General features: G+C 54.5%; 17 protein-coding genes. 8 read left to right on the top strand and 9 right to left on the bottom strand.

Annotated elements, in window-relative coordinates; genetic code table 11:
* Positions 1-16 precede the first annotated feature (16 nt).
* From feoB to ACLJRH_RS07395, 3 genes are all read left to right on the top strand, one after another.
* Positions 17-2,335: a Fe(2+) transporter permease subunit FeoB gene (feoB, locus tag ACLJRH_RS07385; protein ID WP_000736971.1), complete on the top strand. Its 2,319-nt coding sequence runs from the start codon at positions 17-19 to the stop codon at positions 2,333-2,335.
* A gap of 12 nt (positions 2,336-2,347) precedes the next feature.
* Entirely contained in the window at positions 2,348-2,584 is a 237-nt protein-coding gene (gene feoC / locus ACLJRH_RS07390; RefSeq protein WP_000157589.1) for a [Fe-S]-dependent transcriptional repressor FeoC, read from the top strand.
* Between the two features lie 234 nt (positions 2,585-2,818).
* The gene (locus ACLJRH_RS07395; RefSeq protein WP_000235958.1) at positions 2,819-3,733 is read left to right on the top strand and encodes an Rpn family recombination-promoting nuclease/putative transposase; all 915 of its coding nucleotides are present in this window, start codon (positions 2,819-2,821) and stop codon (positions 3,731-3,733) included.
* 35 nt (positions 3,734-3,768) lie between these two features.
* On the opposite strand, the gene bioH is transcribed toward ACLJRH_RS07395, so the two are convergent.
* The gene (bioH, locus tag ACLJRH_RS07400; protein WP_023136526.1) at positions 3,769-4,539 is read right to left on the bottom strand and encodes a pimeloyl-ACP methyl ester esterase BioH; all 771 of its coding nucleotides are present in this window, start codon (positions 4,537-4,539) and stop codon (positions 3,769-3,771) included.
* A 37-nt stretch (positions 4,540-4,576) separates the two neighbouring features.
* Here bioH and gntX point away from each other — a divergent pair, with 37 nt between their 5' ends.
* The 3 genes from gntX to gntT all read left to right on the top strand — a co-directional run bounded on the left by gntX (position 4,577) and on the right by gntT (position 7,587).
* Positions 4,577-5,260: a DNA utilization protein GntX gene (gntX, locus tag ACLJRH_RS07405; RefSeq protein ID WP_000958733.1), complete on the top strand. Its 684-nt coding sequence runs from the start codon at positions 4,577-4,579 to the stop codon at positions 5,258-5,260.
* Between the two features lie 58 nt (positions 5,261-5,318).
* Positions 5,319-5,894, top strand: coding sequence for a Fe-S biogenesis protein NfuA (gene nfuA, locus ACLJRH_RS07410; protein WP_000619387.1), 576 nt, complete (start codon positions 5,319-5,321; stop codon positions 5,892-5,894).
* Positions 5,895-6,270: 376 nt separating this feature from the next.
* Positions 6,271-7,587, top strand: a complete 1,317-nt coding sequence (gntT, locus tag ACLJRH_RS07415) for a gluconate transporter (protein WP_001131737.1) — start codon at positions 6,271-6,273, stop codon at positions 7,585-7,587.
* A 118-nt stretch (positions 7,588-7,705) separates the two neighbouring features.
* On the opposite strand, the gene malQ is transcribed toward gntT, so the two are convergent.
* The gene (malQ, locus tag ACLJRH_RS07420; RefSeq protein ID WP_023223301.1) at positions 7,706-9,784 is read right to left on the bottom strand and encodes a 4-alpha-glucanotransferase; all 2,079 of its coding nucleotides are present in this window, start codon (positions 9,782-9,784) and stop codon (positions 7,706-7,708) included.
* Between the two features lie 9 nt (positions 9,785-9,793).
* Entirely contained in the window at positions 9,794-12,187 is a 2,394-nt protein-coding gene (gene malP / locus ACLJRH_RS07425; RefSeq protein WP_023136528.1) for a maltodextrin phosphorylase, read from the bottom strand.
* 594 nt (positions 12,188-12,781) lie between these two features.
* On the opposite strand from malP, the gene malT reads away from it, so the two are divergent.
* Positions 12,782-15,487 (top strand): HTH-type transcriptional regulator MalT, encoded by a 2,706-nt coding sequence (gene malT / locus ACLJRH_RS07430; protein ID WP_000907030.1) that lies wholly within the window; start codon positions 12,782-12,784, stop codon positions 15,485-15,487.
* Between the two features lie 67 nt (positions 15,488-15,554).
* Here the strand turns inward: malT and ACLJRH_RS07435 are convergent, their stop codons facing one another.
* The 3 genes from ACLJRH_RS07435 to glpE form a co-directional block, all read right to left on the bottom strand.
* Positions 15,555-16,313 (bottom strand): DeoR/GlpR family transcriptional regulator, encoded by a 759-nt coding sequence (locus ACLJRH_RS07435; RefSeq protein WP_000815084.1) that lies wholly within the window; start codon positions 16,311-16,313, stop codon positions 15,555-15,557.
* A gap of 93 nt (positions 16,314-16,406) precedes the next feature.
* Positions 16,407-17,237, bottom strand: a complete 831-nt coding sequence (gene glpG / locus ACLJRH_RS07440; RefSeq protein ID WP_000928701.1) for a rhomboid family intramembrane serine protease GlpG — start codon at positions 17,235-17,237, stop codon at positions 16,407-16,409.
* 75 nt (positions 17,238-17,312) lie between these two features.
* The gene (glpE, locus tag ACLJRH_RS07445) at positions 17,313-17,639 is read right to left on the bottom strand and encodes a thiosulfate sulfurtransferase GlpE (protein WP_000434523.1); all 327 of its coding nucleotides are present in this window, start codon (positions 17,637-17,639) and stop codon (positions 17,313-17,315) included.
* Between the two features lie 198 nt (positions 17,640-17,837).
* Here glpE and glpD point away from each other — a divergent pair, with 198 nt between their 5' ends.
* Entirely contained in the window at positions 17,838-19,346 is a 1,509-nt protein-coding gene (glpD, locus tag ACLJRH_RS07450) for a glycerol-3-phosphate dehydrogenase (protein WP_000448178.1), read from the top strand.
* A 91-nt stretch (positions 19,347-19,437) separates the two neighbouring features.
* On the opposite strand, the gene glgP is transcribed toward glpD, so the two are convergent.
* Genes glgP through glgC form a run of 3 tightly spaced genes read right to left on the bottom strand, consistent with a single transcriptional unit; the run spans position 19,438 to position 24,633 of the window.
* The gene (gene glgP / locus ACLJRH_RS07455) at positions 19,438-21,885 is read right to left on the bottom strand and encodes a glycogen phosphorylase (RefSeq protein WP_000993424.1); all 2,448 of its coding nucleotides are present in this window, start codon (positions 21,883-21,885) and stop codon (positions 19,438-19,440) included.
* 19 nt (positions 21,886-21,904) lie between these two features.
* On the bottom strand, positions 21,905-23,338 hold the full coding sequence (glgA, locus tag ACLJRH_RS07460) for a glycogen synthase GlgA (RefSeq protein WP_001197669.1): 1,434 nt from the start codon (positions 23,336-23,338) through the stop codon (positions 21,905-21,907).
* Positions 23,338-24,633 (bottom strand): glucose-1-phosphate adenylyltransferase, encoded by a 1,296-nt coding sequence (glgC, locus tag ACLJRH_RS07465; RefSeq protein ID WP_000253995.1) that lies wholly within the window; start codon positions 24,631-24,633, stop codon positions 23,338-23,340. The genes glgA and glgC overlap by 1 nt, the downstream gene beginning before the upstream one ends.
* Between the last annotated feature and the right edge of the window lie 13 nt (positions 24,634-24,646).

Consider the following 24,646-nt stretch of genomic DNA (forward strand, 5'->3'; position numbering starts at 1 on the left):
CAGTGAGTCTATAAAAATGAAAAAATTAACCATTGGTTTAATTGGTAATCCTAATTCCGGCAAGACCACCTTATTTAACCAACTCACCGGCGCGCGTCAGCGCGTGGGGAACTGGGCGGGCGTCACCGTCGAGCGTAAAGAGGGCCAGTTCGCGACAACTGACCACCAGGTCACGCTGGTAGATTTACCCGGCACCTATTCTCTGACGACCATCTCGTCACAAACCTCTCTCGACGAACAGATCGCCTGCCACTACATCCTGAGCGGCGACGCCGACCTGTTGATAAACGTTGTAGACGCCTCCAATCTGGAGCGCAACCTCTATTTGACGCTGCAACTGCTGGAGCTGGGTATCCCCTGTATTGTCGCGCTCAATATGCTGGATATCGCTGAAAAACAGCAGGTTCGTATTGATGTCGACGCTCTGTCCACGCGTCTGGGTTGCCCTGTCGTACCGCTGGTATCGACTCGCGGTCGCGGTATCGAGGCGCTGAAACTGGCCATTGACCGTCACAACGCTAACGACAACGTCGAACTGGTGCATTATGCCCAGCCGCTGCTGCGCGAAGCGGATTTCCTGGCCGACGCGATGGCCCAGGAGATGCCTTTACAACAGCGCCGCTGGCTGGGTCTGCAAATGCTGGAGGGCGATATCTACAGCCGGGCTTACGCAGGCGAGGCGGCGCAAAACCTGGACACCTCCCTAGCCCGTCTGAAGGACGAAATGGACGACCCGGCGCTGCATATCGCCGACGCCCGTTATCAGTGTATCGCCGCTATTTGCGACGTGGTCAGCAATACCCTGACAGCCGAACCCAGCCGCTTCACCAGGGCGGTCGATAAAATTATCCTGAACCGCTTCCTCGGCTTACCGATTTTTTTGTTCGTGATGTACCTGATGTTCCTGCTCGCCATTAACATCGGCGGCGCGTTGCAACCCCTGTTTGATGCCGGTTCCGTCGCCATCTTTATTCATGGCATTCAATGGATTGGCTACACGCTGCACTTCCCGGATTGGTTAACCATCTTCCTGGCGCAAGGTCTTGGCGGCGGGATCAATACCGTCCTGCCGCTGGTGCCGCAAATCGGGATGATGTACCTGTTCCTCTCCTTCCTTGAAGACTCCGGTTATATGGCGCGCGCGGCCTTCGTCATGGATCGCCTGATGCAGGCGCTGGGACTACCGGGTAAATCCTTCGTGCCGCTGATTGTCGGCTTCGGCTGTAACGTACCTTCCGTGATGGGCGCCCGCACGCTTGACGCTCCGCGCGAACGCCTGATGACCATCATGATGGCGCCGTTTATGTCCTGTGGCGCGCGCCTGGCGATTTTCGCCGTCTTTGCCGCCGCCTTCTTCGGGCAAAACGGCGCGCTGGCGGTCTTCTCGCTGTACGTGCTGGGTATTGTCATGGCGGTATTAACCGGCCTGATGCTGAAGCATACCATTATGCGCGGCGAAGCCTCTCCGTTTGTGATGGAGCTGCCGGTTTACCACGTCCCGCATATCAAGAGCCTGATCATCCAGACCTGGCAACGCCTGAAAGGTTTTGTACTACGCGCCGGTAAAGTCATTATCATCGTGAGTATTTTCCTGAGCGCGTTTAACAGTTTCTCGCTGAGCGGCAAAATCGTCGATAACATTAATGACTCCGCCCTCGCCTCCGTAAGCCGCATCATCACGCCAGTCTTTAAACCGATCGGCGTCCATGAGGATAACTGGCAAGCGACCGTGGGTCTGTTTACGGGCGCCATGGCGAAAGAGGTTGTCGTCGGTACGCTGAACACGCTCTACACCGCCGAAAATATTCAGGACGAAGCGTTTAATCCTGCCGACTTCCACCTCGGCGATGAACTGCTGGGCGCGGTTGACGATACCTGGCAAAGCCTGAAAGACACCTTTAGCCTGAGCGTACTGGCTAACCCGATCGAAGCGAGTAAAGGCGACGGCGAAATGGCGACCGGCGCGATGGGCGTGATGGGTCAAAAATTCGGCAGCGCCGCAGCGGCGTACAGTTACCTGATTTTCGTCCTGCTTTACGTACCGTGTATCTCGGTAATGGGCGCTATCGCCCGCGAGTCCAGCCGCGGCTGGATGGGCTTCTCCATCCTGTGGGGGCTGAATATCGCCTATTCGCTCGCCACGCTGTTCTACCAGGTTACCAGCTTCAGTCAACACCCGACATACAGCCTGATCTGTATTCTGGCAGTGATCGTCTTTAACGTTGTGGTGTTAAGCCTGTTGCGCCGCGCCCGCAGCCGTGTAGACATTGAACTGCTGGCAACCCGCAAAAACGTCAGTTCCTGTTGTTCGGGCACTGCGGGCAATTGTCACTAAGGGATATAAAAAATGGCTTCATTGATACAGGTTCGCGATCTACTGGCGCTACGGGGGCGTATGGAGGCAACGCAAATCAGCCATACGCTGCACGCTCCGCAGCCCATGATCGACGCCATGCTGAATCAACTGGAGATCATGGGTAAAGCGGTACGTATCCCGGAAGAACCGGACGGCTGCCTTTCAGGCAGCTGTAAAAGTTGTCCGGAAGGTAAAGCCTGCCTGCGCGAATGGTGGGCCTTGCGTTAGCCTTCGCCGGGTAGCGACGTAACGCGTCTTATCCGGCCTTTATCCCGCGTTATGTTGCCCGGTACACGTCACGCTGCCGGGCAATTTTGCGTCATGTCTTCCACAAAGATGAAAGCGTTACCGCCGTGCGCATTTATCTCCCCATGCGCCTCGCAAGCGCACTAATCCCCTACTGCAATCAGCCCGGTCTGCGCGTAGTGTCACGCCATTGAACTTCACCGATGACGGATCGATATGGCGACCTCAACAACATCCACGCCGCATGACGCGGTATTCAAACAGTTTTTATGCCACCCCGATACTGCACGGGATTTTTTGGAAATTCATCTCCCGACGACATTACGTCAAATCTGTAATCTGAATACGTTACGGCTGGAGTCCGGTAGCTTTATTGAAGAGGATTTACGCCCCCATTATTCCGATATTCTTTGGTCGCTGGAAACAAGTGAAGGTGAAGGTTACATTTACGTGGTTATTGAACATCAGAGTACGCCGGACGCGCATATGGCATTTCGGCTGATGCGTTACGCGATGGCTGCAATGCAACGGCACCTGGAGGCCGGGCATAAGACGTTGCCGTTAGTGGTGCCAATGCTGTTTTACCACGGAAACCGAAGCCCGTATCCGTTCTCATTATGCTGGCTGGATGAATTTGCCGACCCGGTGATGGCGCGTAAGCTATACGCCACCGCCTTTCCTCTGGTCGATATTACGGTCGTGCCGGACGACGAGATTATGCGGCACCGACGGGTCGCGCTGCTGGAACTCATACAAAAACACATCCGCCAGCGTGATCTAATGGGGCTTGTCGAACAGCTGGTCGCCCTGCTGGTTAAGGGATACGCTAATGACACCCAGCTTCAAAGTTTGTTTAATTACATGATGCACACTGGCGACGCCGCGCGCTTCAATACGTTTATCCGCCAGGTGGCTATGCGTATCCCACAGCATAAGGAGAAGATCATGACTATCGCAGAAAGATTACGTCAGGAAGGACATCGTAACGGGCTACAGCAAGGCAAACAGGAAGGCCAACGGCTCGCCGCATTGCGCATTGCCCGCTCCATGCTAAACGATGGTTTCGATCGCGATACCGTGCTTAGGGTTACCGGGCTGGCGCCTGCCGATCTGGCATCTGAAAACCATTAATCTGGCAGAATGGTCCGGGCCCGGCAACGCCCTGGTTACAGCGATGATTTTAGCGTCATCAGCGCCTGACAAAACGCCGCCGAATGCGAGATAAACGGCGCATGGGCCGCCTTCGCCATTATCTGTGATGTACTGTGCGGCCATAACGTATCGAGCAAAGGCACAATTTTACGCGGCACCAGACCGTCCAGATAACCATACAAACGCAAAAACGGCATGTTCACATTTTTAAGCGCTTCTCGTAGATCAACCGTTTTTAAGATTTCCAGTCCGCCATTGAGCACGTCTACATCCGGCATAGGCTGCGCCAGCACCACGCTTTTTAAGGTGCGGGCATCCTGACGCGCCGTCTCCGTCCCTAACGTTTGCAGCGCCAGAAAACGCTCCACCGTGCGCTGAAAATCGTCGCTAAGCTGCTGCTGGAATCCACCGAGGATTTCCGGTTTTATTCCCGGCCACCCCTCACGCGCGCTAAAGCATGGCGAAGAGGCGACTGTCACCAGCGCCTGAACGCGTTCAGGGTGGGTGAGCGCCATCTGACTCGCCACCAGGCCGCCCAGGCTCCAGCCAAGCCAGATAGCCTGGTCCGGCGCGTTTTTCGCTACCTGCGCCGTCATCTCTTCAAACGTCATAGCGCCAAACCCCGAACTACGGCCATAGCCCGGCAAATCGACCAGATGCAGCGTAAAATGCGAGCCGAGTTCCTCGCGAATGCAATGCCATACCTCCGCGTTCAATCCCCATCCGTGCAGCAGCACAAGATGACAATTTCCCTCGCCGTAGGTCTGCCACCAGATGTCATTCATCAGTTACTGTTCTCTTTTGTCTAACAAGGATGCACCTATGCTAACAGTACCGGGATTATGCTGGCTATGCCGAATGCCGCTGGCGTTAAGCCACTGGGGGATTTGTTCCGTATGCGCGCGCGCCGTTCGTCAGCGCGTCAGCCTGTGTCCGCAATGCGGATTACCTGCCGCGCATCCTTCGCTCCCCTGCGGTCGCTGCCTGCAAAAACCACCGCCCTGGCAGCGTCTGGTGAGCGTCAGTGACTATACGCCGCCCTTGAGTTTACTGGTGCATCAGCTTAAATTTACCCGCCGCAGCGAAATTGCCGCCGCTCTGGCGCGTCTACTGTTGCAGGAAGTACTCATGGCGCGCCGCAGCACTGGCTTGCAGCTTCCCGACAGAATCGTCAGCGTTCCGCTCTGGTCGCGCCGACACTGGCGGCGGGGATTTAACCAAAGCGATCTGTTATGTCAACCGTTAGCGCGCTGGCTTGGCTGCGCGTGGGACAGCCAGACCATCACGCGGGTACGGGCGACCGCAACACAACATCATCTCAGCGCCAGGTTACGCAAACGCAATTTGAAAAACGCGTTTCGCCTTGAATTGCCGGTACAGGGTCTCCATATGGTTATTGTGGATGATGTCGTCACTACCGGAAGTACCGTCGCGGAAATCGCGCAACTGCTTTTGCGCAACGGCGCAGCGACTGTCCAGGTATGGTGCCTGTGTCGAACCTTGTAGAGCCTCGATGATGGGCGTATTATAACCAACTAAAATAGTCAACTATTAGGCCATTACTATGATCCGTATTTCCGATGCTGCACAAGCGCACTTTGCCAAACTGCTGGCAAATCAGGAAGAAGGGACGCAAATCCGCGTATTTGTCATTAATCCCGGCACTCCTAACGCAGAGTGCGGCGTTTCTTATTGTCCGCCCGACGCCGTAGAAGCCACCGATACTGCACTGAAATTTGACCTGTTGACCGCTTATGTCGACGAGCTGAGCGCGCCCTATCTGGAAGACGCGGAAATTGATTTCGTGACCGACCAGCTAGGTTCTCAACTCACATTGAAAGCGCCAAACGCGAAGATGCGCAAAGTGGCCGATGACGCGCCGCTGATGGAGCGCGTGGAATATGCTCTGCAATCGCAGATTAACCCGCAGTTGGCGGGCCACGGCGGTCGCGTCTCGCTGATGGAAATTACCGATGAAGGCTATGCAATTCTGCAGTTTGGCGGCGGTTGTAACGGTTGCTCGATGGTTGACGTCACGCTGAAAGAAGGAATCGAGAAACAGTTGCTGAATGAATTCCCGGAACTGAAAGGGGTTCGAGATCTGACCGAACACCAGCGCGGCGAGCACTCATACTACTAAGATTTTCCCCGCATCCATGCCCGATGGCGCTTGCGCCTGTCGGGCCTTGTCTGCCCCACCGTAGGCCGAATAAGGCGTCTACGCCGCAATCCTGCGCCATCAGCCACATCTCAGAGCAATGGTCCTTCTTCTTGCGCCGATAACATGACCTGTGTCTCATAATTTAAATTTTGCCTGCCAGGGTCATTTTCAACACCCATATGTTACCCGTATCATTCTTATGGGCACCTAACATCCATATAACATCTGACTACGCTCATTCGTTTCAACGGTAATCAGTATTGGTGCTATTGCGACTCTGTTCCCGTCGGGAACAACAGGAATTTGTCGTCGAAACAATGACGTTACCCATAACAAAGTAAAGGCCAGGTAAATCATGCCATTAGTCATCGTTGCTATCGGTGTTATCTTGTTACTTCTTCTGATGATCCGCTTCAAAATGAACGGATTTATCGCCCTTGTCCTGGTAGCGCTCGCTGTCGGATTGATGCAGGGAATGCCGCTGGATAAAGTCATCGGCTCCATCAAAGCCGGTGTCGGCGGTACGCTTGGCAGTCTGGCCCTGATTATGGGGTTCGGCGCCATGCTGGGCAAAATGCTTGCCGACTGCGGCGGCGCTCAACGTATCGCCACTACCCTGATCGCGAAATTTGGTAAAAAACATATTCAGTGGGCCGTAGTGTTAACCGGCTTTACCGTCGGCTTCGCTCTGTTCTATGAAGTGGGCTTTGTTCTGATGCTGCCGCTGGTATTCACCATTGCCGCAGCGGCGAATATCCCGTTACTGTACGTCGGCGTGCCGATGGCCGCGGCGCTCTCCGTCACACACGGCTTCCTACCGCCGCACCCGGGCCCAACCGCGATTGCCACGATTTTCCATGCTGATATGGGTAAAACGTTGCTGTTTGGTACGATTCTGGCGATCCCGACCGTGATCCTTGCCGGCCCGGTTTACGCCCGTTTTCTGAAAGGCATCGATAAGCCGATCCCGGAAGGCCTGTACAGCGCGAAAACTTTTACGGAAGAAGAGATGCCGGGCTTTGGCGTCAGCGTCTGGACGTCGCTGGTTCCGGTGATTCTGATGGCGATGCGTGCGATTGCCGAGATGATTCTGCCAAAAGGCCACGCTTTCCTGCCCGTTGCCGAGTTCCTGGGCGACCCGGTAATGGCTACGTTAATTGCCGTACTGATTGCGATGTTCACCTTTGGCCTGAACCGCGGGCGTTCCATGGATCAGATTAACGATACGCTGGTCTCTTCCATCAAAATTATCGCCATGATGCTGCTGATCATCGGCGGCGGCGGCGCGTTCAAGCAGGTGCTGGTCGATAGCGGCGTGGATAAATACATCGCTTCAATGATGCATGAAACCAATGTCTCTCCGCTGTTGATGGCGTGGTCTATCGCGGCGGTGCTGCGTATCGCGCTGGGCTCTGCGACTGTCGCGGCGATTACCGCAGGCGGCATTGCGGCGCCGCTGATCGCCACTACCGGCGTTAGCCCTGAACTGATGGTTATCGCAGTCGGTTCCGGGAGCGTGATTTTCTCTCACGTCAACGACCCGGGCTTCTGGCTGTTCAAAGAGTATTTCAATTTGACTATCGGCGAGACCATTAAATCCTGGTCGATGCTGGAAACAATCATCTCCGTCTGCGGCCTGATCGGCTGTCTGCTACTGGGTATGGTGGTTTAAGCGAGGCGGCTTGTAGGCCGGATAAGGCAGCAATGTGCGCCAGGATTGCCTGATGGCGCTGCGCTTATCAGGCCTACGTGCTCTCACCATCATAAAGCCGGGGAAATCCCCGGCTTTATTACTTCTTCTTCGCGGCCGCTTTTCGGCGCTTATCCAAATCCTTAATTAGCTTGTTTACGCCCTCATCGGCAAACATGGCCTCAAGAGATACAGACAATTTCCGCCGCCAGTTTTTATACTGATCGCTGGTGCCCGGTACGTTAACCGGATCGGCCATATCCAGCCAGTCCTCCGGCTGAAGCCCCAACAGACCGCTGTTACTGTCGGCGATATAGCGCTGAAGTCCGCGATTTAGCGTTGGCGTCATCGACATTAACGATGCCTTATGCCCGGCGCGTTTTGGCAGACAGCCATATTTATGCAGCGCGTCCAATAGCCCCTGTTTCGCCCGCTCGCGATCCTCATACAGCCCGCGCAGAATCACTTCATCCGGATAAAGCCCCAGAGCTTTACCCAACGTCAGGTCACCGCATTCCCAATAGCCGCGCAGCGTGGGGAGATCGTGCGTCGAGGCGACAGCCATCGATTGTTGCGGATATGCGCCTGGCGCGCGGAAGTTTTTCTCAAGGTCATTTTCAAACCACAGCACTTTATAAGAATAGACCCCGCTATCGCGCAGCTTGCCGACAATCTCAACTGGCACAGTCCCCAGATCTTCGCCTATCACCATACAGCGGTGACGTTGGCTCTCCAGCGCCAGAATAGCCAACAGATCGTCAACCGGATACTGAACATATGCCCCGCGATCCGCGGTTTCGCCATACGGTATCCACCACAGACGCAGCAACGACATGACATGGTCAATGCGCAACGCGCCGCAGTTTTGCATATTGGCGCGCAGCAGGTCGATAAAGGGCTCATACGCCCGGGCGACAATGATATGCGGGTCCATCGGCGGCAGCCCCCAGTTCTGACCGAGCGGGCCGAGGATATCCGGCGGCGCGCCGACAGATGCTTTCAGGCAGTACAGCTCCCGGTCGCACCAGGTTTCCGCGCCGCCTTCCGCTACGCCAACCGCCAGATCGCGGTACAGACCAATCGGTAGTTTAAAACTCTGGCAGGTATCCCAGCAGGCAGCGAATTGGCGCCAGGCCAGCCACTGAAGCCAGAGGTAAAACTCCACCTCTTCGCGGTGCGCTTCACAGAATTGTTTTACAGCGGGAGACTCTACCGACTGGTACGCCTCCGGCCAGGCTGGCCAGCCCCAGCGCTGCTCATCCTCTTTTACCTGATACGCATGCAGCGCGTCGAATGCCGCCTGCCAGTAAAGGCTCTCGCCTTCACGGGCGATAAAGTGACGAAACTCCGCCATTTGCGCATCGTCGCGAGCGGCAAAGCGCGTCCACGCCATCCGCAGCGCCGTGATTTTCAGCGCGGTAACGGTAGCGTAATCCACCCATTGCGCATCGCGCGCCTGTCGCAGCTTTTGCTGTGTGGCGGGCATTTGCCACCATGCCTGCGCCTCTTCGCTCAGGCGGAAATCTTCGACGGCATTGACGTCGATATATATCACGTTCAGCCAGCGACGAGACGAGGGGCTGTAGGGACTGGCGCTCTCCGGATTCGCCGGATAAAGCGCGTGGATCGGGTTCAGGCCGATAAACGCGCCGCCGCGTGTCGCCACATCGACCAGCATCGACTTTAAATCGCCGAAATCGCCAATACCCCAGTTTTTTTCTGAACGCAGAGTATAAAGCTGGACGCAGACCCCCCACAGTTTTTTCCCTTCCAGTAGCGCCTGCGGCTCATAGCATCGCGGCGGGGCGACGATAATACGGCAGTGCGTACGCTGTTCATCCTGGGTCAACGTCAGGGTGTGGTAGCCCTCCGGCAATGTAGCCGGAAGGTTAAGTTTTTTACCGCCCGTCACGCGCCCTTTGTAATGCACGCCCTCTTCCGTAGTCAGCAGCCAGGCAAACTCACCGTGCCCCTCTACCGGCAACGCCATTTTTTTACCCGTGGTATAAACCTTCACATTCGGCACGACCGCCTGTGGTCCTGTTGTCGTGCCGTGCATCGCCGCCAGCAAACGTCTCTTGGTTTCAGCGCCAATAGACTGCGGTTTGCCATGAGCATTGATGTAACTGGGGCTGATCCCCGCCGCCAGCGCGGCACTATCGAGACGTTTATTTTCCATCGCGCTCCCTTAACGTTTGGCCTGCCAGATACGGGCCTGATAATCGCGAATAGAGCGATCGGAACTGAACATACCGCAGCGCGCGGTATTGAGGATCGCGGCGCGCGTCCACGCTTCCTGGTCGCGATACAGTGCATCCACCTGCTTTTGCGCCTCGACATAAGCGGCGAAGTCCGCCATGACCAGGTACGGATCGCCCCCCTGTTTGCCGAGGCTATGCAGCATCTGGTCAAAGGCATGTTTATCGCCATCGCTGTATTGACCGCTTTCCAGCTCTTTTAGCACCGCATCCAGCACTTTGTCTTTTTTACGCCATTTCACCGGATCGTAGCCTTTGGCTTTGAGCGCCTTGACCTCTTCCACAGTATGGCCAAAGATAAAGATATTCTCTTCACCCACCTTCTCAGCGATTTCAACGTTAGCGCCGTCCAGCGTTCCCACTGTCAACGCCCCGTTCAGCGCCAGTTTCATGTTGCCGGTGCCGGACGCCTCTTTCCCGGCAGTGGAAATTTGCTCGGAAATATCCGCCGCCGGAATGAGCATTTCCGCCGCCGAGACGCAGTAATCCGGCAGGAAAACCACCTTCAGCTTATCACCCACCGCCGGGTCGTTATTAATGGCTTCCGCAACCTTATTGATAGCAAAAATGATGTTCTTCGCCAGGTAATAGCCCGGCGCCGCCTTCGCGCCAAACAGGAATACGCGCGGTACGCGGTCGGCCAGCGGGTTTTCGCGGATCTCTTTGTACAGCGCCAGAATATGCAACAGATTCAGATGCTGACGCTTGTACTCATGCAGGCGTTTGATCTGAATATCAAAAATCGCATGGCTCGAAATCTCAATCCCGGTACGGGCCTTGATGAATTTCACCAGCCGTTCTTTGTTCGCCCGTTTGATGTCGCGATACTGCTGACGGAACTTCGCATCGTCAGCGTATTTTTCGAGGTTGATCAACTGGTCGAGATCGTTAGCCCACTCTTTTTTCAGCGTTTTATCCAGCAACGCCGCAAGCTGCGGATTGCACTGTTTGATCCAGCGACGCGGCGTAATGCCGTTGGTGACATTGTGGAATTTGTTCGGCCAAAGTTGGTGATATTCCGGGAACAGATCTTTCACCACCAGATCGGAGTGCAGCGCCGCCACACCGTTGACCGCAAAGCCGCTGACCACGCACATATTGGCCATGCGCACCTGACGGTCATGCACCACCGCCAGTTTTGCCCATACCTGCTTATCACCAGGCCAGGTGTTATCGACCAGCGTCTTAAAGCGATCGTTAATCTGCTTGATAATCTGCATATGACGCGGCAACAGCGCTTTGATTAACCTCTCGTCCCAGCACTCCAGCGCTTCCGGCATCAGGGTATGGTTGGTGTAGGCGAAGGTTTTGCTGGTGATAGCCCAGGCGTCATCCCAGCTCAGCTGGTGCTCGTCAATCAGCACGCGCAGCAGTTCCGGAATGGCAATAGTCGGGTGGGTATCATTTAGCTGAATGACCTCATAATCCGCCAGCTCATGCAGTTTGCGTCCGGCCAGATGATGGCGACGCAGAATATCCGCTACCGAGCAGGCGCACTGGAAGTATTGCTGCATCAGGCGCAGTTTTTTGCCCGCCGTGTGGTTATCGTTGGGATAAAGCACCTTCGTCAATTTTTCCGCATCGATACCCTGCTGTTCCGCCCGCAGGAAAGCGCCGTCGTTGAATTTGGTCAGATCAAACGGATGCGCGTGGGTCGCCTGCCACAAACGCAGCGGTTGCGCGACACCGTTACGATAGCCTAACACCGGCAGATCCCAGGCCTGGCCTGTAATCACAAAACCTGGCTCCCAGCTCCCTTCTTTGGTGACTTTACCGCCGATCCCAACCTGGACGTCCAGCGCCTCGTTGTGGCGGAACCACGGATAGCTGCCGCGATGCCAGTCATCCGGCGCTTCCATCTGCTTGCCTTCAACAAATGACTGACGGAACAGCCCATACTGGTAGTTCAGACCATAGCCCATAGCGGGCTGCCCGACGGTGGCCATCGAATCGAGGAAACAGGCGGCCAGACGACCCAAACCACCGTTGCCGAGCGCCGGATCGACTTCCTCTTCCAGCAGATCGGTCAGATTAATATCGTGCGCTTTCAGCACATCGCTAACGTCCTGGTACCACCCCAGATTTAACAGGTTATTTCCCGTCAGGCGGCCAATCAAAAACTCCATCGAAATGTAGTTCACATGACGCTGGCCTTTCGTCGGCTGCGCTACCGGTTGCGCGCTCAGTAATTCCGCCAGCGCGCCGCTAACGGCCTGCCACCACTGACGAGGCGTCATGTCGGACGCCGACAGTAAACCGAAACGCTGCCACTGACGCGTCAGGGCGGCCTGGAATTGATCTTTATTGAAGGTTGGCTGTGACATAGGAAATCCGTCCTCGGGTAATAAAACAACGTTATCGCTAGTTTGCCAGGCTCGATGTTGACCTTCCTCCTCCCGGCAATGATTAGGGAGGGAGGAGGAGCGGGGATGAGCATAAAAGTGTGATCGCCGCCACTTACCCCTGTATAAACGCGCCGATTCCTGTCAACGACACCCAGTGTTACGCATAATCAAATGAATAAACAGAAATAACAGTAAATCGCGAAGGGGTATTTTCGAAAGATTATATGAACGCCAAAATAGTTTCTTACCTGAAATATTCAGCGGCGGGAGATTCACTCACTAAACATAATTAATTAAACGCCTGGTATCGCCATTGTGTTAAATCCGCATCATGTCCAGGACATTATTTATAACAACGGAAATATGTCCTCAGCCCAGCTCTGACGCTCGTTTCAACCGCGCCGAATACTTTTTTAATACCGTTATTTAGAATTGTGACAGAGTGCAAATTCAGACACATAAAAAGTCTGCTTAGCTTGCATTAAAATGCTTTCTGGCCGACCTTATATCTATTAATTACGAAGCGCAAAAAAAATCGCAGTTCCCCCCATTTCCCACAGTGAAGTGATTGCTATGTTGATTCCGTCTAAATTAAGTCGTCCGGTTCGTCTCGACCATACCGTGGTTCGTGAGCGGCTGTTGGCTAAACTTTCCGGCGCGAACAATTTCAGGCTCGCCCTGGTAACCAGTCCTGCTGGCTATGGGAAAACCACGCTTGTCTCACAGTGGGCGGCGGGCAAAAATGAATTAGGCTGGTACTCTCTCGACGAAGGCGATAACCAGCAAGAGCGATTCGCCAGTTACTTAATTGCCGCTATCCAACAGGCCACCGGCGGACACTGCTCTACCAGCGAAGCGATGGCGCAAAAACGTCAGTATGCCAGCCTGACGTCTCTCTTCGCACAGCTCTTTATTGAACTGGCGCAGTGGCATCGCCCGCTTTATCTGGTGATTGACGACTACCATTTGATTACCAATCCGGTGATTCACGACGCGATGCGCTTTTTCTTACGGCATCAGCCGGAAAATTTCACCCTGGTGGTGTTATCGCGTAATTTGCCGCAACTGGGCATCGCTAACCTGCGCGTGCGCGATCAGCTGTTGGAAATCGGTAGCCAGCAGTTGGCTTTTAACCATCAGGAAGCAAAGCAATTTTTTGACCGTCGTCTTTCGTCGCCCATTGAAGCCGCTGAGAGCAGCCGCATGTGCGATGATGTGGCCGGTTGGGCCACTGCGCTACAGTTGATCGCCCTCTCCGCGCGCCAGAACCATACCTCTGCGCATCACTCCGCCCGCCGTCTTGCCGGGATTAATGCCAGCCACCTTTCTGATTATCTGGTGGACGAAGTACTGGATAATGTGGATGTCAGCACCCGACATTTCTTACTTAAAAGCGCGATCTTACGCTCAATGAATGACGCGTTGATCGTGCGTGTGACCGGCGAAGAAAACGGCCAGATGCGGCTGGAGGAGATTGAGCGTCAGGGGTTATTCCTACAACGCATGGACGACACGGGCGAGTGGTTTAGCTATCACCCGTTGTTTGGTAGCTTTCTGCGCCAGCGTTGCCAGTGGGAACTGGCGGCGGAACTGCCGGAGATCCACCGCGCGGCCGCGGAAAGCTGGATGGAACAAGGTTTTCCCAGCGAAGCTATACATCATGCGCTGGCGGCGGGTGACGCGCAAATGCTGCGCGATATCCTGCTTAATCATGCGTGGGGGCTGTTTAATCACAGTGAACTGGCGCTGCTGGAAGAGTCATTAAAAGCGCTGCCGTGGGAAAGCCTGCTGGAAAATCCGCGGCTGGTGTTGTTACAGGCCTGGCTGATGCAAAGCCAACACCGCTACAGCGAAGTGAATACGTTGCTGGCGCGCGCCGAGCAAGAGATCAAAGGGGTCATGGACGGCACGCTGCATGCTGAATTTAACGCGCTGCGCGCCCAGGTCGCCATCAACGACGGCAATCCAGAAGAGGCAGAGCGGCTGGCGAAACTGGCGCTGGATGAGCTTCCTCTCGCCTGGTTTTATAGCCGTATTGTCGCGACCTCCGTTCACGGAGAAGTGCTGCACTGTAAAGGCGATCTCAGCCAGTCTTTATCGCTGATGCAGCAAACCGAACAAATGGCGCGCCATCATGACGTCTGGCATTACGCGCTGTGGAGCTTAATTCAACAAAGCGAAATTCAGTTCGCCCAGGGATTCCTGCAGGCCGCATGGGAAACGCAGGAGCGAGCCTTCCAGTTGATCAAAGAGCAACATCTGGAACAACTGCCGATGCATGAGTTTCTGGTACGTATCCGCGCGCAATTGCTGTGGGCGTGGGCGCGCCTTGACGAAGCGGAAGCCTCGGCGCGCAGCGGTATCGCTGTGCTGTCCACCTTCCAGCCGCAACAACAGTTGCAGTGCCTGACGTTACTGGTGCAGTGCTCGCTGGCGCGCGGCGATCTGGATAATGCCCGTAGTCAGCTTAACCGACTGGAAAATTTATTAGGCAATGGTCGTTATCACTGCGACTGGATCTCTAACGCCGATAAGGTGCGTGTCATTTACTGGCAGTTAACCGGCGACAAAAAATCCGCCGCCAACTGGTTACGTCATACGCCCAAACCGGCGTTTGCCAATAACCATTTTCTGCAAGGGCAATGGCGGAATATCGCCCGCGCGCAGATCCTGCTGGGCGAATTCGAGCCTGCGGAAATCGTGCTGGAAGAGTTAAATGAGAATGCCCGTAGCCTGCGCTTAATGAGCGATTTAAACCGCAATCTGCTGTTACTCAATCAGCTTTACTGGCAATCCGGGCGGAAAAACGACGCCCAGCGCGTATTGCTTGATGCCTTACAGCTCGCCAACCGGACCGGATTTATCAGCCATTTTGTGATTGAAGGCGAAGCCATGGCGCAACAATTGCGTCAGCTTATCCAGCTCAATACGCTGCCGGAGATGGAGCAGCATCGCGCGCAGCGCATCCTGCGAGAGATTAACCAACATCACCGGCATAAATTCGCCCATTTTGACGAAGGCTTCGTCGAGCGCCTGCTTAACCATCCGGATGTCCCGGAGCTTATTCGCACCAGCCCGCTCACCCAGCGTGAATGGCAGGTGTTAGGGCTTATCTATTCCGGTTACAGCAACGAACAGATTGCTGGCGAACTGGCGGTGGCCGCGACCACCATTAAGACGCATATCCGCAACCTCTACCAGAAACTCGGCGTCGCGCACCGTCAGGACGCGGTACAGCACGCGCAGCAGTTGCTGAAGATGATGGGGTATGGGGTTTAACGTGTGCCTGATGAGCTTATCAGGCCTACGATCACGCGCAGAGTGTAGGCCTGATAAGACAGTCTCTTTAGCACAGCTCTAATTGAATATGGTGGTCGGCAATCACCTGCATCACGCCCGGCGGCGGCAGGGTATCGGTGTAGACCGCATCGACCATACTAATGCTGCCCATGTTTACCATCGCATTACGACCAAATTTAGAGTGATCCACCACCAGCATCACATGGCGCGAATTTTCGATAATTGCGCGCTTGGTGCGTACCTCATGGTAGTCAAATTCCAGCAATGAGCCGTCACTATCAATACCGCTAATACCGAGAATGCCGAAATCGAGACGGAACTGGGCGATAAAGTCCTGCGTCGCTTCGCCAATAATGCCGCCGTCGCGGCTGCGGAGTTCGCCGCCGGCGAGGATAATACGAAAATCCTCTTTCGCCATTAGCGTGTTCGCTACGTTCAAATTGTTGGTCACGATCCGCAAATTACTGTGCCCTAACAGGGCGTGCGCTACGGCTTCCGGCGTCGTGCCGATATCAATAAACAGCGTTGAACCATTGGGGATCTGGGCCGCGACTTTGCGAGCGATGCGCTCTTTTTCTTCCGTTTGCGTCGCCTTACGATCGTGCCACGGCGTGTTCACCGAGCTGGAGGGCAACGCCGCGCCGCCGTGGTGGCGCAAAATCATATTCTGTTCCGCCAGATCGTTAAGATCCCGACGAATGGTTTGCGGGCTGACAGAAAAATGCTCCACCAGCTCTTCCGTACTGACGTACCCCTGTTTTTTCACCAGTTCAATGATCGCGTCATGCCGTTGTGTTTGTTTCATGAATAATCTCTGAAAGTAACCAACCTTGCGCCGGATAGCGGCATTCGCCCTACCCGGCCTGGAAAAATATCTCGACCACAGGCCGGATACGCCTCACGTTCGTTTTCGCGCATTCAGCGTATCAACAAAGGCCATCGCTAAACCGACGATAAGCCCGGCGATGTGCGCGCCGTTCGCCATAGACATGCCAAACCAGTCAAACCAACCAGCGACTATCCACAATAATGCAAAAATAATTAAGCCGCGCTGGAGGTAAATTCCGCTTTGCGGATCGCGCTCTCCGCGCAGCCACACGTAACCCATCAGCGCATAGACGACGCCAGACAGCCCGCCAAACCACGGGCCGCTAAATTTCTGCTGTACATAGCCGCTTAGTAGCGCGCTTATCACCGTAATGACGATTAATTTACCGCTGCCCAGGCGCTTCTCTACCGCCCCGCCGAGATACCACCACCACAGCAGGTTAAAAAGAATATGCATCAGTGAAAAGTGCATAAAGATATGGGTGAAGTAGCGCCAGAATTCAAATTTTAAAACCGGATCGAACGGCCACGCCAGCCACACCATCACCGTCTGATCGCCGATGAGACTCATCGCGATATAGACCAGCACGCAGGCGAGCATCACGATCCAGGTAACAGGGCCGGCTCGTTCACGCAGCGTGGCGAGAAAGGGAAAACGGCGATAGCGTAGTCCGCTGTTCGTCTGCCCGGACTGCCAGCTAGCCGCCAGATAACGCGGATCGCCGGGATTTTCTATAAACCGCGCCAGCTCGACCCGCACACGTTCGGCCTGCGATTCATCCGCCAACCAGATATCGCTTTGATTATGTTGCTGAATAGTAAGAATGACGCCCTGGGTGGCCATGTAATCAACAAATGCCTGCGCCACGCGAGGATTCGCAAAGGAAGTAATCATCAACATTATTGCTGTCGCTTAGTCCATACAAAAGAAGACAGTATATATACCCTTCTCGTCGGAGGCTGCATCTTTATGGGATTACGCGCCATTTGCGACATCGGCAGGGAAACGGCGATGCCAGGCCTCAAACCCGCCGTCAATGCTGTAAACCGCATCATAGCCTTGCTGGAGCAGATACTGCGCGGCGCCTTTACTACTGTTGCCGTGATAGCACATTACCATCACGGCGGTATCGAAACCATGCTCACGCATAAACGCGCCCAGCGTATCGTTAGTCAAGTGAAACGCCTGCGGCGCATGACCCATGGCATAACTTTGCGGATCGCGAATATCGACCAGCACCGCCGCGCCCTGGTGCAGTTTCTGATACGCCTCTTCTACAGTGATACATTCAAATTGTTCCATGAATCGCTCTTTCATTATTGCCGGTGAAGCCAATTAAGGCATTTTATCGCCCAGTGTACGTTGACGGAGTAGCTTAACGCCATAATGTTATACATATCACTCTAAAATGTTTTTTCGATGTTACCAATAGCGCGTTTCTTTGCTATTATGTTCGATAACGAACATTTTTGAACTTTAACGAAAGTGCAAGAGGGCAGCATGGAAACCAAAGATCTGATCGTGATAGGCGGGGGCATTAACGGTGCAGGCATCGCGGCTGATGCCGCCGGACGCGGTTTGTCCGTACTCATGCTGGAAGCGCAGGATTTGGCCTGCGCAACCTCTTCCGCCAGTTCGAAACTTATCCACGGCGGCTTACGCTACCTTGAACACTACGAGTTCCGTCTGGTCAGCGAAGCGCTGGCAGAACGTGAAGTGCTGTTGAAAATGGCGCCGCACATCGCCTTCCCGATGCGTTTTCGTCTGCCGCACCGCCCGCATTTACGTCCGGCCTGGATGATCCGTATCGGTCTGTTTATGTACGATCACCTCGGAAAACGTACCAGTTTACCCGGTTCCACCGGTGTGCGGTTTGGCGCAGATTCGGTACTCAAACCTGAAATCGTGCGCGGATTCGAATACTCCGACTGTTGGGTAGACGATGCGCGTCTGGTGCTGGCTAACGCACAGATGGTGGTGCGTAAAGGCGGCGAAGTCCTTACCCGTACTCGCGCAACCGCCGCTCGTCGGGAAAATGGCCTGTGGATTGTCGAAGCGGAAGATATCGACACCGGTAAAAAATATGTCTGGCAGGCGCGCGGACTGGTTAACGCCACCGGACCGTGGGTCAAACAGTTCTTCGACGAAGGGATGCATCTGCCGTCACCGTATGGCATCCGCCTGATCAAAGGCAGCCATATCGTCGTGCCGCGCGTCCATAATCAGAAGCAGGCGTATATTCTGCAAAACGAAGATAAACGTATCGTCTTTGTCATTCCGTGGATGGAGGAGTTTTCGATCATTGGCACAACCGATGTCGAATATAAAGGCGATCCGAAAGCGGTAAAAATCGAAGAGAGCGAAATTAATTACCTGTTGAAGGTCTATAACGCGCACTTCCAGAAACAACTGGGGCGCGATGACATCGTCTGGACGTACTCCGGCGTCCGTCCGCTGTGCGATGATGAGTCCGACTCACCGCAGGCGATCACTCGCGATTATACCCTGGATATCCATGATGAAAACGGCAAAGCGCCGCTGCTTTCCGTGTTTGGCGGTAAGCTCACGACCTACCGTAAGCTGGCCGAACACGCGATGGAAAAACTGGCGTCTTATTATCCAGGCATCGGGCCGGCATGGACCAAAACGTGCGTACTGCCCGGCGGCGACATCGACGGCAGCCGCGAAGATTACGCGGCGAAGCTGCGTCGTCGTTATCCGTTCCTGACGGAATCGCTGGCGCGCCACTATTCGCGCACTTACGGTAGCAACACGGAGTGGATTCTCGGCGAAGCTACGTCACTGCTTGATTTAGGCGAAGATTTCGGTCATGAGTTTTACGAAGCGGAACTCAAGTACCTGGTGGATCACGAATGGGTGCGCCGTACTGAAGACGCTATCTGGCGTCGCACCAAAGAAGGCATGTGGCTGACCGCCGAGCAGCAATCCCGCATCACCCAGTGGCTGGCGGCGTATGTTGAGAAACACCAGCTTTCACTGGCGTCCTGAGAAAAATGCCGGATGGCGGCTAACGCCTGATCCGGCCTACAAGGATACATAAACGTAGGCCGGGCAAGCGAAGCGCCGCCGGCATCGGGATTTACAACCGCACCGGATCAATATGCCAGATATTTTCGGCATACTCTTTGATGGTTCTGTCCGATGAGAAGTAGCCCATATTGGCAATGTTGAGCATCGCTTTCGTCGTCCACTCTTCCGGGCGACGATACAACTCATCCACCTTATCCTGGCAGTCCACGTAGCTGCGGTAGTCCGCCAGCACCTGATAGTGATCGCCAAAGTTAATCAGCGAATCTACCAGATCGCGGTAACGACCTGGCTCTTCCGGATTAAAGACGCCGCTACCAATCTGCGTCAGTACCTGATGTAGCTCTTCATCTTTTTCATAATAGTCGCGAGGCTTATAACCCTGCCTGCGCAACGCTTCCACCTCTTCGGCAGTATTACCGAAGATAAAGATATTCTCCTCGCCGACATGCTCCTGCATCTCAACGTTCGCGCCATCCAGCGTACCAATGGTGAGCGCGCCGTTCAGGGCAAATTTCATATTACTGGTGCCGGAAGCTTCTGTCCCTGCCAGCGAAATCTGCTCAGACAGGTCAGCAGCGGGAATGATTACCTGCGCCAGGCTGACGCTGTAGTTCGGGATAAACACTACTTTCAGCTTGTCGCCAATCTGCGGATCGTTGTTAATCACTTTCGCTACGTCGTTGATCAGATGAATAATGTGTTTTGCCATGTAATAGGCGGAAGCCGCCTTACCGGCAAAAATATTCACCCGCGGCACCCAGTCGGCCTCCGGATTTTCTTTAATGCGGTTATAGCGGGTAATGACATGCAGTACGTTCATCAACTGCCGCTTGTATTCGTGAATACGCTTAATCTGCACGTCAAATAACGCTTTAGGGTTTACCACCACATTCAGTTGTTGCGCTATCACTACCGCCAGCCGTTTTTTATTTTCCAGCTTCGCCTGACGCACCGCATGATTGACCAGCGGATAATCACAATGCTGTTTCAGCTCGCTGAGCTGACTAAGATCGGTACGCCAGGTACGACCAATATTCTCATCCAGCACGTCAGACAGCGGCGGGTTTGCCAACGCCAGCCAGCGGCGCGGCGTAACGCCGTTAGTGACGTTACAAAAACGGGTCGGGAAAATCTTCGCAAAATCCGCGAACAGCGACTGCACCATCAGGTTGGAATGGAGTTCAGAAACGCCGTTGACTTTATGGCTGACCACCACCGCCAGCCAGGCCATCCGTACCCGGCGACCGTTCGACTCATCAATAATCGACGCGCGACCAAGCAGGCTGGTATCGTTGGGATATTGCTCCTGCAACGTTTTCAGGAAATAGTCGTTAATCTCGAAGATAATCTGCAGGTGACGGGGCAGAATTTTCCCCAGCATATCGACAGGCCAGGTTTCCAGCGCCTCGCTCATCAGCGTATGGTTGGTATAAGAGAAGACCTGACAGCACACCTCAAACGCGTCGTCCCAGCTAAATTTATGTTCATCGATCAGCAGACGCATCAGCTCCGGAATTGACAGCACCGGATGGGTATCGTTGAGGTGAATGGCGATTTTATCCGCCAGATTCTCATAGGTTTTATGCAGTTGATAATGACGGTGCAGGATATCCTGCACTGTCGCCGAGACCAGAAAATACTCCTGACGCAGGCGTAGCTCTCGTCCGGAATAGGTGGAATCGTCCGGGTAGAGCACCCGTGAAACGTTCTCAGAGTGGTTTTTATCTTCCACCGCCGCAAAGTAGTCGCCCTGGTTGAATTTACCGAGGTTGATTTCACTACTGGCCTGCGCATTCCACAGCCGCAGTGTGTTAGTGGCGTCGGTGTCGTAACCGGGGATGATCTGATCATACGCGACGGCCAGAATCTCTTCCGTCTCAATCCAGCGCGCTTTTTTACCTTCCTGCTGAATGCGCCCGCCAAAAAGCACTTTATAGCGTGTATTGTGGCGCTTGAACTCCCACGGGTTGCCATATTCCAGCCAGTAATCCGGAGATTCTTTTTGCCGCCCGTCGACAATATTCTGCTTAAACATGCCGTAATCGTAGCGAATGCCATACCCGCGACCCGGTAATCCTAGCGTCGCCAGCGAGTCCAGGAAGCAAGCCGCCAGCCGTCCTAAGCCGCCGTTGCCAAGCCCTGGGTCATTCTCTTCATCGATCAGCTCTTCGAGATCTAAGCCCATGGCCTCCAGCGCGCCTTTAACGTCGTCATAAATGCCCAGCGAAAGCAGCGCGTTAGAGAGGGTACGACCAATCAAAAACTCCATCGACAGGTAATAAACCTGCCGGGTTTCCTGCGATAATTGGGCTCGATTAGAACGCAGCCAGCGCTCCACCAGACGATCGCGCACCGCGAACAATGTGGCGTTCAGCCATTCATGTTTATTGGCAATGACCGGGTCTTTACCAATCGTAAACATCAGCTTATAGGCAATAGAATGCTTAAGCGCCTCAACGCTGAGTGTGGGCGATGCATAAGTAAACGGAGCATTCATATAAATGATTCCTGGATGACTATTTCAAGCGATAGTACAGCTCGCGGTATGATTTCGCGGCAACTTGCCAGCTAAAATCCATCGCCATCGCCTGCCGTTGTACAAACCGCCAAAGCGAAGGCCGTGACCACAACACAAAAGCACGCCGAATCGCGCGTAGCAACGACCAGGCGTTACTGTCTTCGAAGACAAAACCGCTGGCGATACCGTCCGCCAGATTTTCCAGCGAACTGTCGGAGACCGTATCGGCCAACCCCCCGGTACGCCGCACCAGAGGCAGCGTGCCATACTTTAAGCCATATAACTGCGTTAAGCCGCACGGTTCGAAACGACTGGGCACCAGAATGACGTCCGCGCCGCCCATAATGCGATGCGAGAAAGCTTCGTGATAGCCGATCTGTACGCCAACCTGCCCTGGGTGTTCCGCCGCCGCCGCGAGGAACCCCTCCTGAAGCACCGGATCGCCCGCGCCGAGTAGCGCCAACTGCCCGCCCTGCTCCAGCAGCCCCGGTAACGCCTCCAGCACCAGATCCAGACCTTTCTGGTTGGTCAGACGGCTTACCACGGCGAACAGCGGCACTTTGTCGTTAACCTTCAACCCCATCGCAATTTGTAGCTGACGTTTGTTTTCCGCCTTCTCTTCCAGGGTATCGCGCGTGTAGCGCGACGCCAGCAGCAGATCGGATTCCGGGTTCCAGATCTTCTCATCCACGCCGTTCAGTATGCCGGACAAGCGCCCTTCCAGATGACGCTGGCGCAGCAGCCCTTCCATACCATAAGCAAACTGCGGTTCAGTAATTTCACGCGCATAGGTCGGGCTCACCGCCGTAATATGGTCGGCATAGTACAAACCGGCCTTCAAAAAGGAGAGTTGTCCGTTGAACTCCAGCCCATGCATATTAAAGAATGACCACGGCAGTTCGATGTCATCCATATGCTTTGCATAAAACATGCCTTGATAGGCCAGGTTGTGTACGGTAAAGACCGATTTCGCCGGCCGCCCGCGCGCCGCCAGATAGGCGGGCGCCAGCCCGGCGTGCCAGTCATGGGCGTGCACCACGTCGGGGCGCCAGAATGGATCAAGTCCGCAGGCCATTTCACAGCCGACCCACCCTAACAGGGCAAAGCGCAGCACGTTATCGGTATAAGCATATAAATTCGTATCGTGATAGGGACTGCCTGGACGCTCGTACAGATGCGGCGCGTCGATCAGATAAATGCCCACGCCGTTATAATGCCCGAACAGCAGCGATATCTTACCTGCGAAAGTATCGCGGCGGCTCACCACATGCGCGTCGGGTATCCCCCGACGGATATCGGGAAACCCTGGAAGCAGAACGCGAACATCAACACCATCCGCAATTTGTGCCGCAGGCAACGCGCCTATCACATCCGCCAGACCCCCAGTCTTCAGCAGGGGGAACATCTCTGAACATACATGTAAAACCTGCATTATCGCTCCTGTTTGACCTGCAGTTTGCGCAGCATTTCACGCGTGACCAGTACAATACCTTCTTCTGAACGGTAGAAACGACGAGCGTCCTCTTCCGCATTTTCACCAATCACCATGCCTTCCGGGATAATACAGGCACGGTCAATAACACAGCGACGTAAACGGCAGGAGCGTCCTACCCAAACCTCAGGTAACAACACTGCCGAATCAATATTACAAAAAGAATTTATTCTCACCCGTGGGAAGAGCACAGATTGCACCACCACCGAACCGGAGATAATGCAGCCGCCGGAGACCAGCGAGTTCAGCGTCATACCGTGGCTACCGGAGCGGTCCTGCACGAATTTCGCAGGCGGTAGCGATTCCATATGCGTACGAATAGGCCAGTTCTGGTCATACATATCCAGCTCCGGCGTCACCGAGGCTAAATCCAGGTTCGCCTTCCAGTAAGCTTCCAGCGTACCTACATCGCGCCAGTACGGTTCGGCTTGCGGATCGGACTGCACGCAGGAGAGCGGGAAAGGATGCGCGTAAGCCATACCTTCGCGGGTGATTTTGGGGATAATGTCTTTACCGAAATCGTGGCTGGAAGCGTCATCTTTATCGTCTGCCGCCAGCAATTCATACAGGTAATCGGCGTCAAAAACGTAAATGCCCATACTGGCCAGCGATTTGCTGGCGTCACCAGGCATTGCGGGGGGATTCGCCGGTTTTTCGACAAAATCAATAATCTTGTCGCTTTCATCGACCGCCATCACGCCGAACGCCGTCGCTTCTTTGATCGGCACCGGCATACAGGCCACCGTGCAACGCGCGCCCTTTTCAACGTGATCGATCAACATACGCGAGTAGTCCTGCTTATAGATATGATCGCCTGCCAGGATGACGACATATTCCGCTTTATAGCGACGAATAATATCCAGGTTCTGGGTCACCGCGTCTGCCGTGCCGCGATACCAGTTTTCGCCCTTCATACGCTGTTGAGCTGGCAGCAGATCGACAAATTCGTTCATCTCTTCGCTAAACAGTGACCAGCCGCGCTGAATGTGCTGCACCAGCGTGTGGGACTGATACTGAGTGATCACGCCGATACGGCGAATCCCGGAGTTCAGACAATTAGATAAGGCGAAATCGATGATGCGGAACTTCCCACCAAAGTGGACGGCTGGTTTGGCGCGTTTGTTCGTTAAATCTTTTAGACGCGTGCCGCGGCCACCAGCCAGGATTAGGGCAACAGATTTCAGTGGCAGCTGGCGCGCCAACATTACACGATCGTTCTTCTCTAAACTCACCATGATTAACTCCTTT

The sequence above is a fragment of the Salmonella sp. SAL04162 genome, assembly GCF_046551535.1.
In the GTDB taxonomy this organism is placed as follows: Bacteria; Pseudomonadota; Gammaproteobacteria; order Enterobacterales; family Enterobacteriaceae; genus Salmonella; species Salmonella enterica.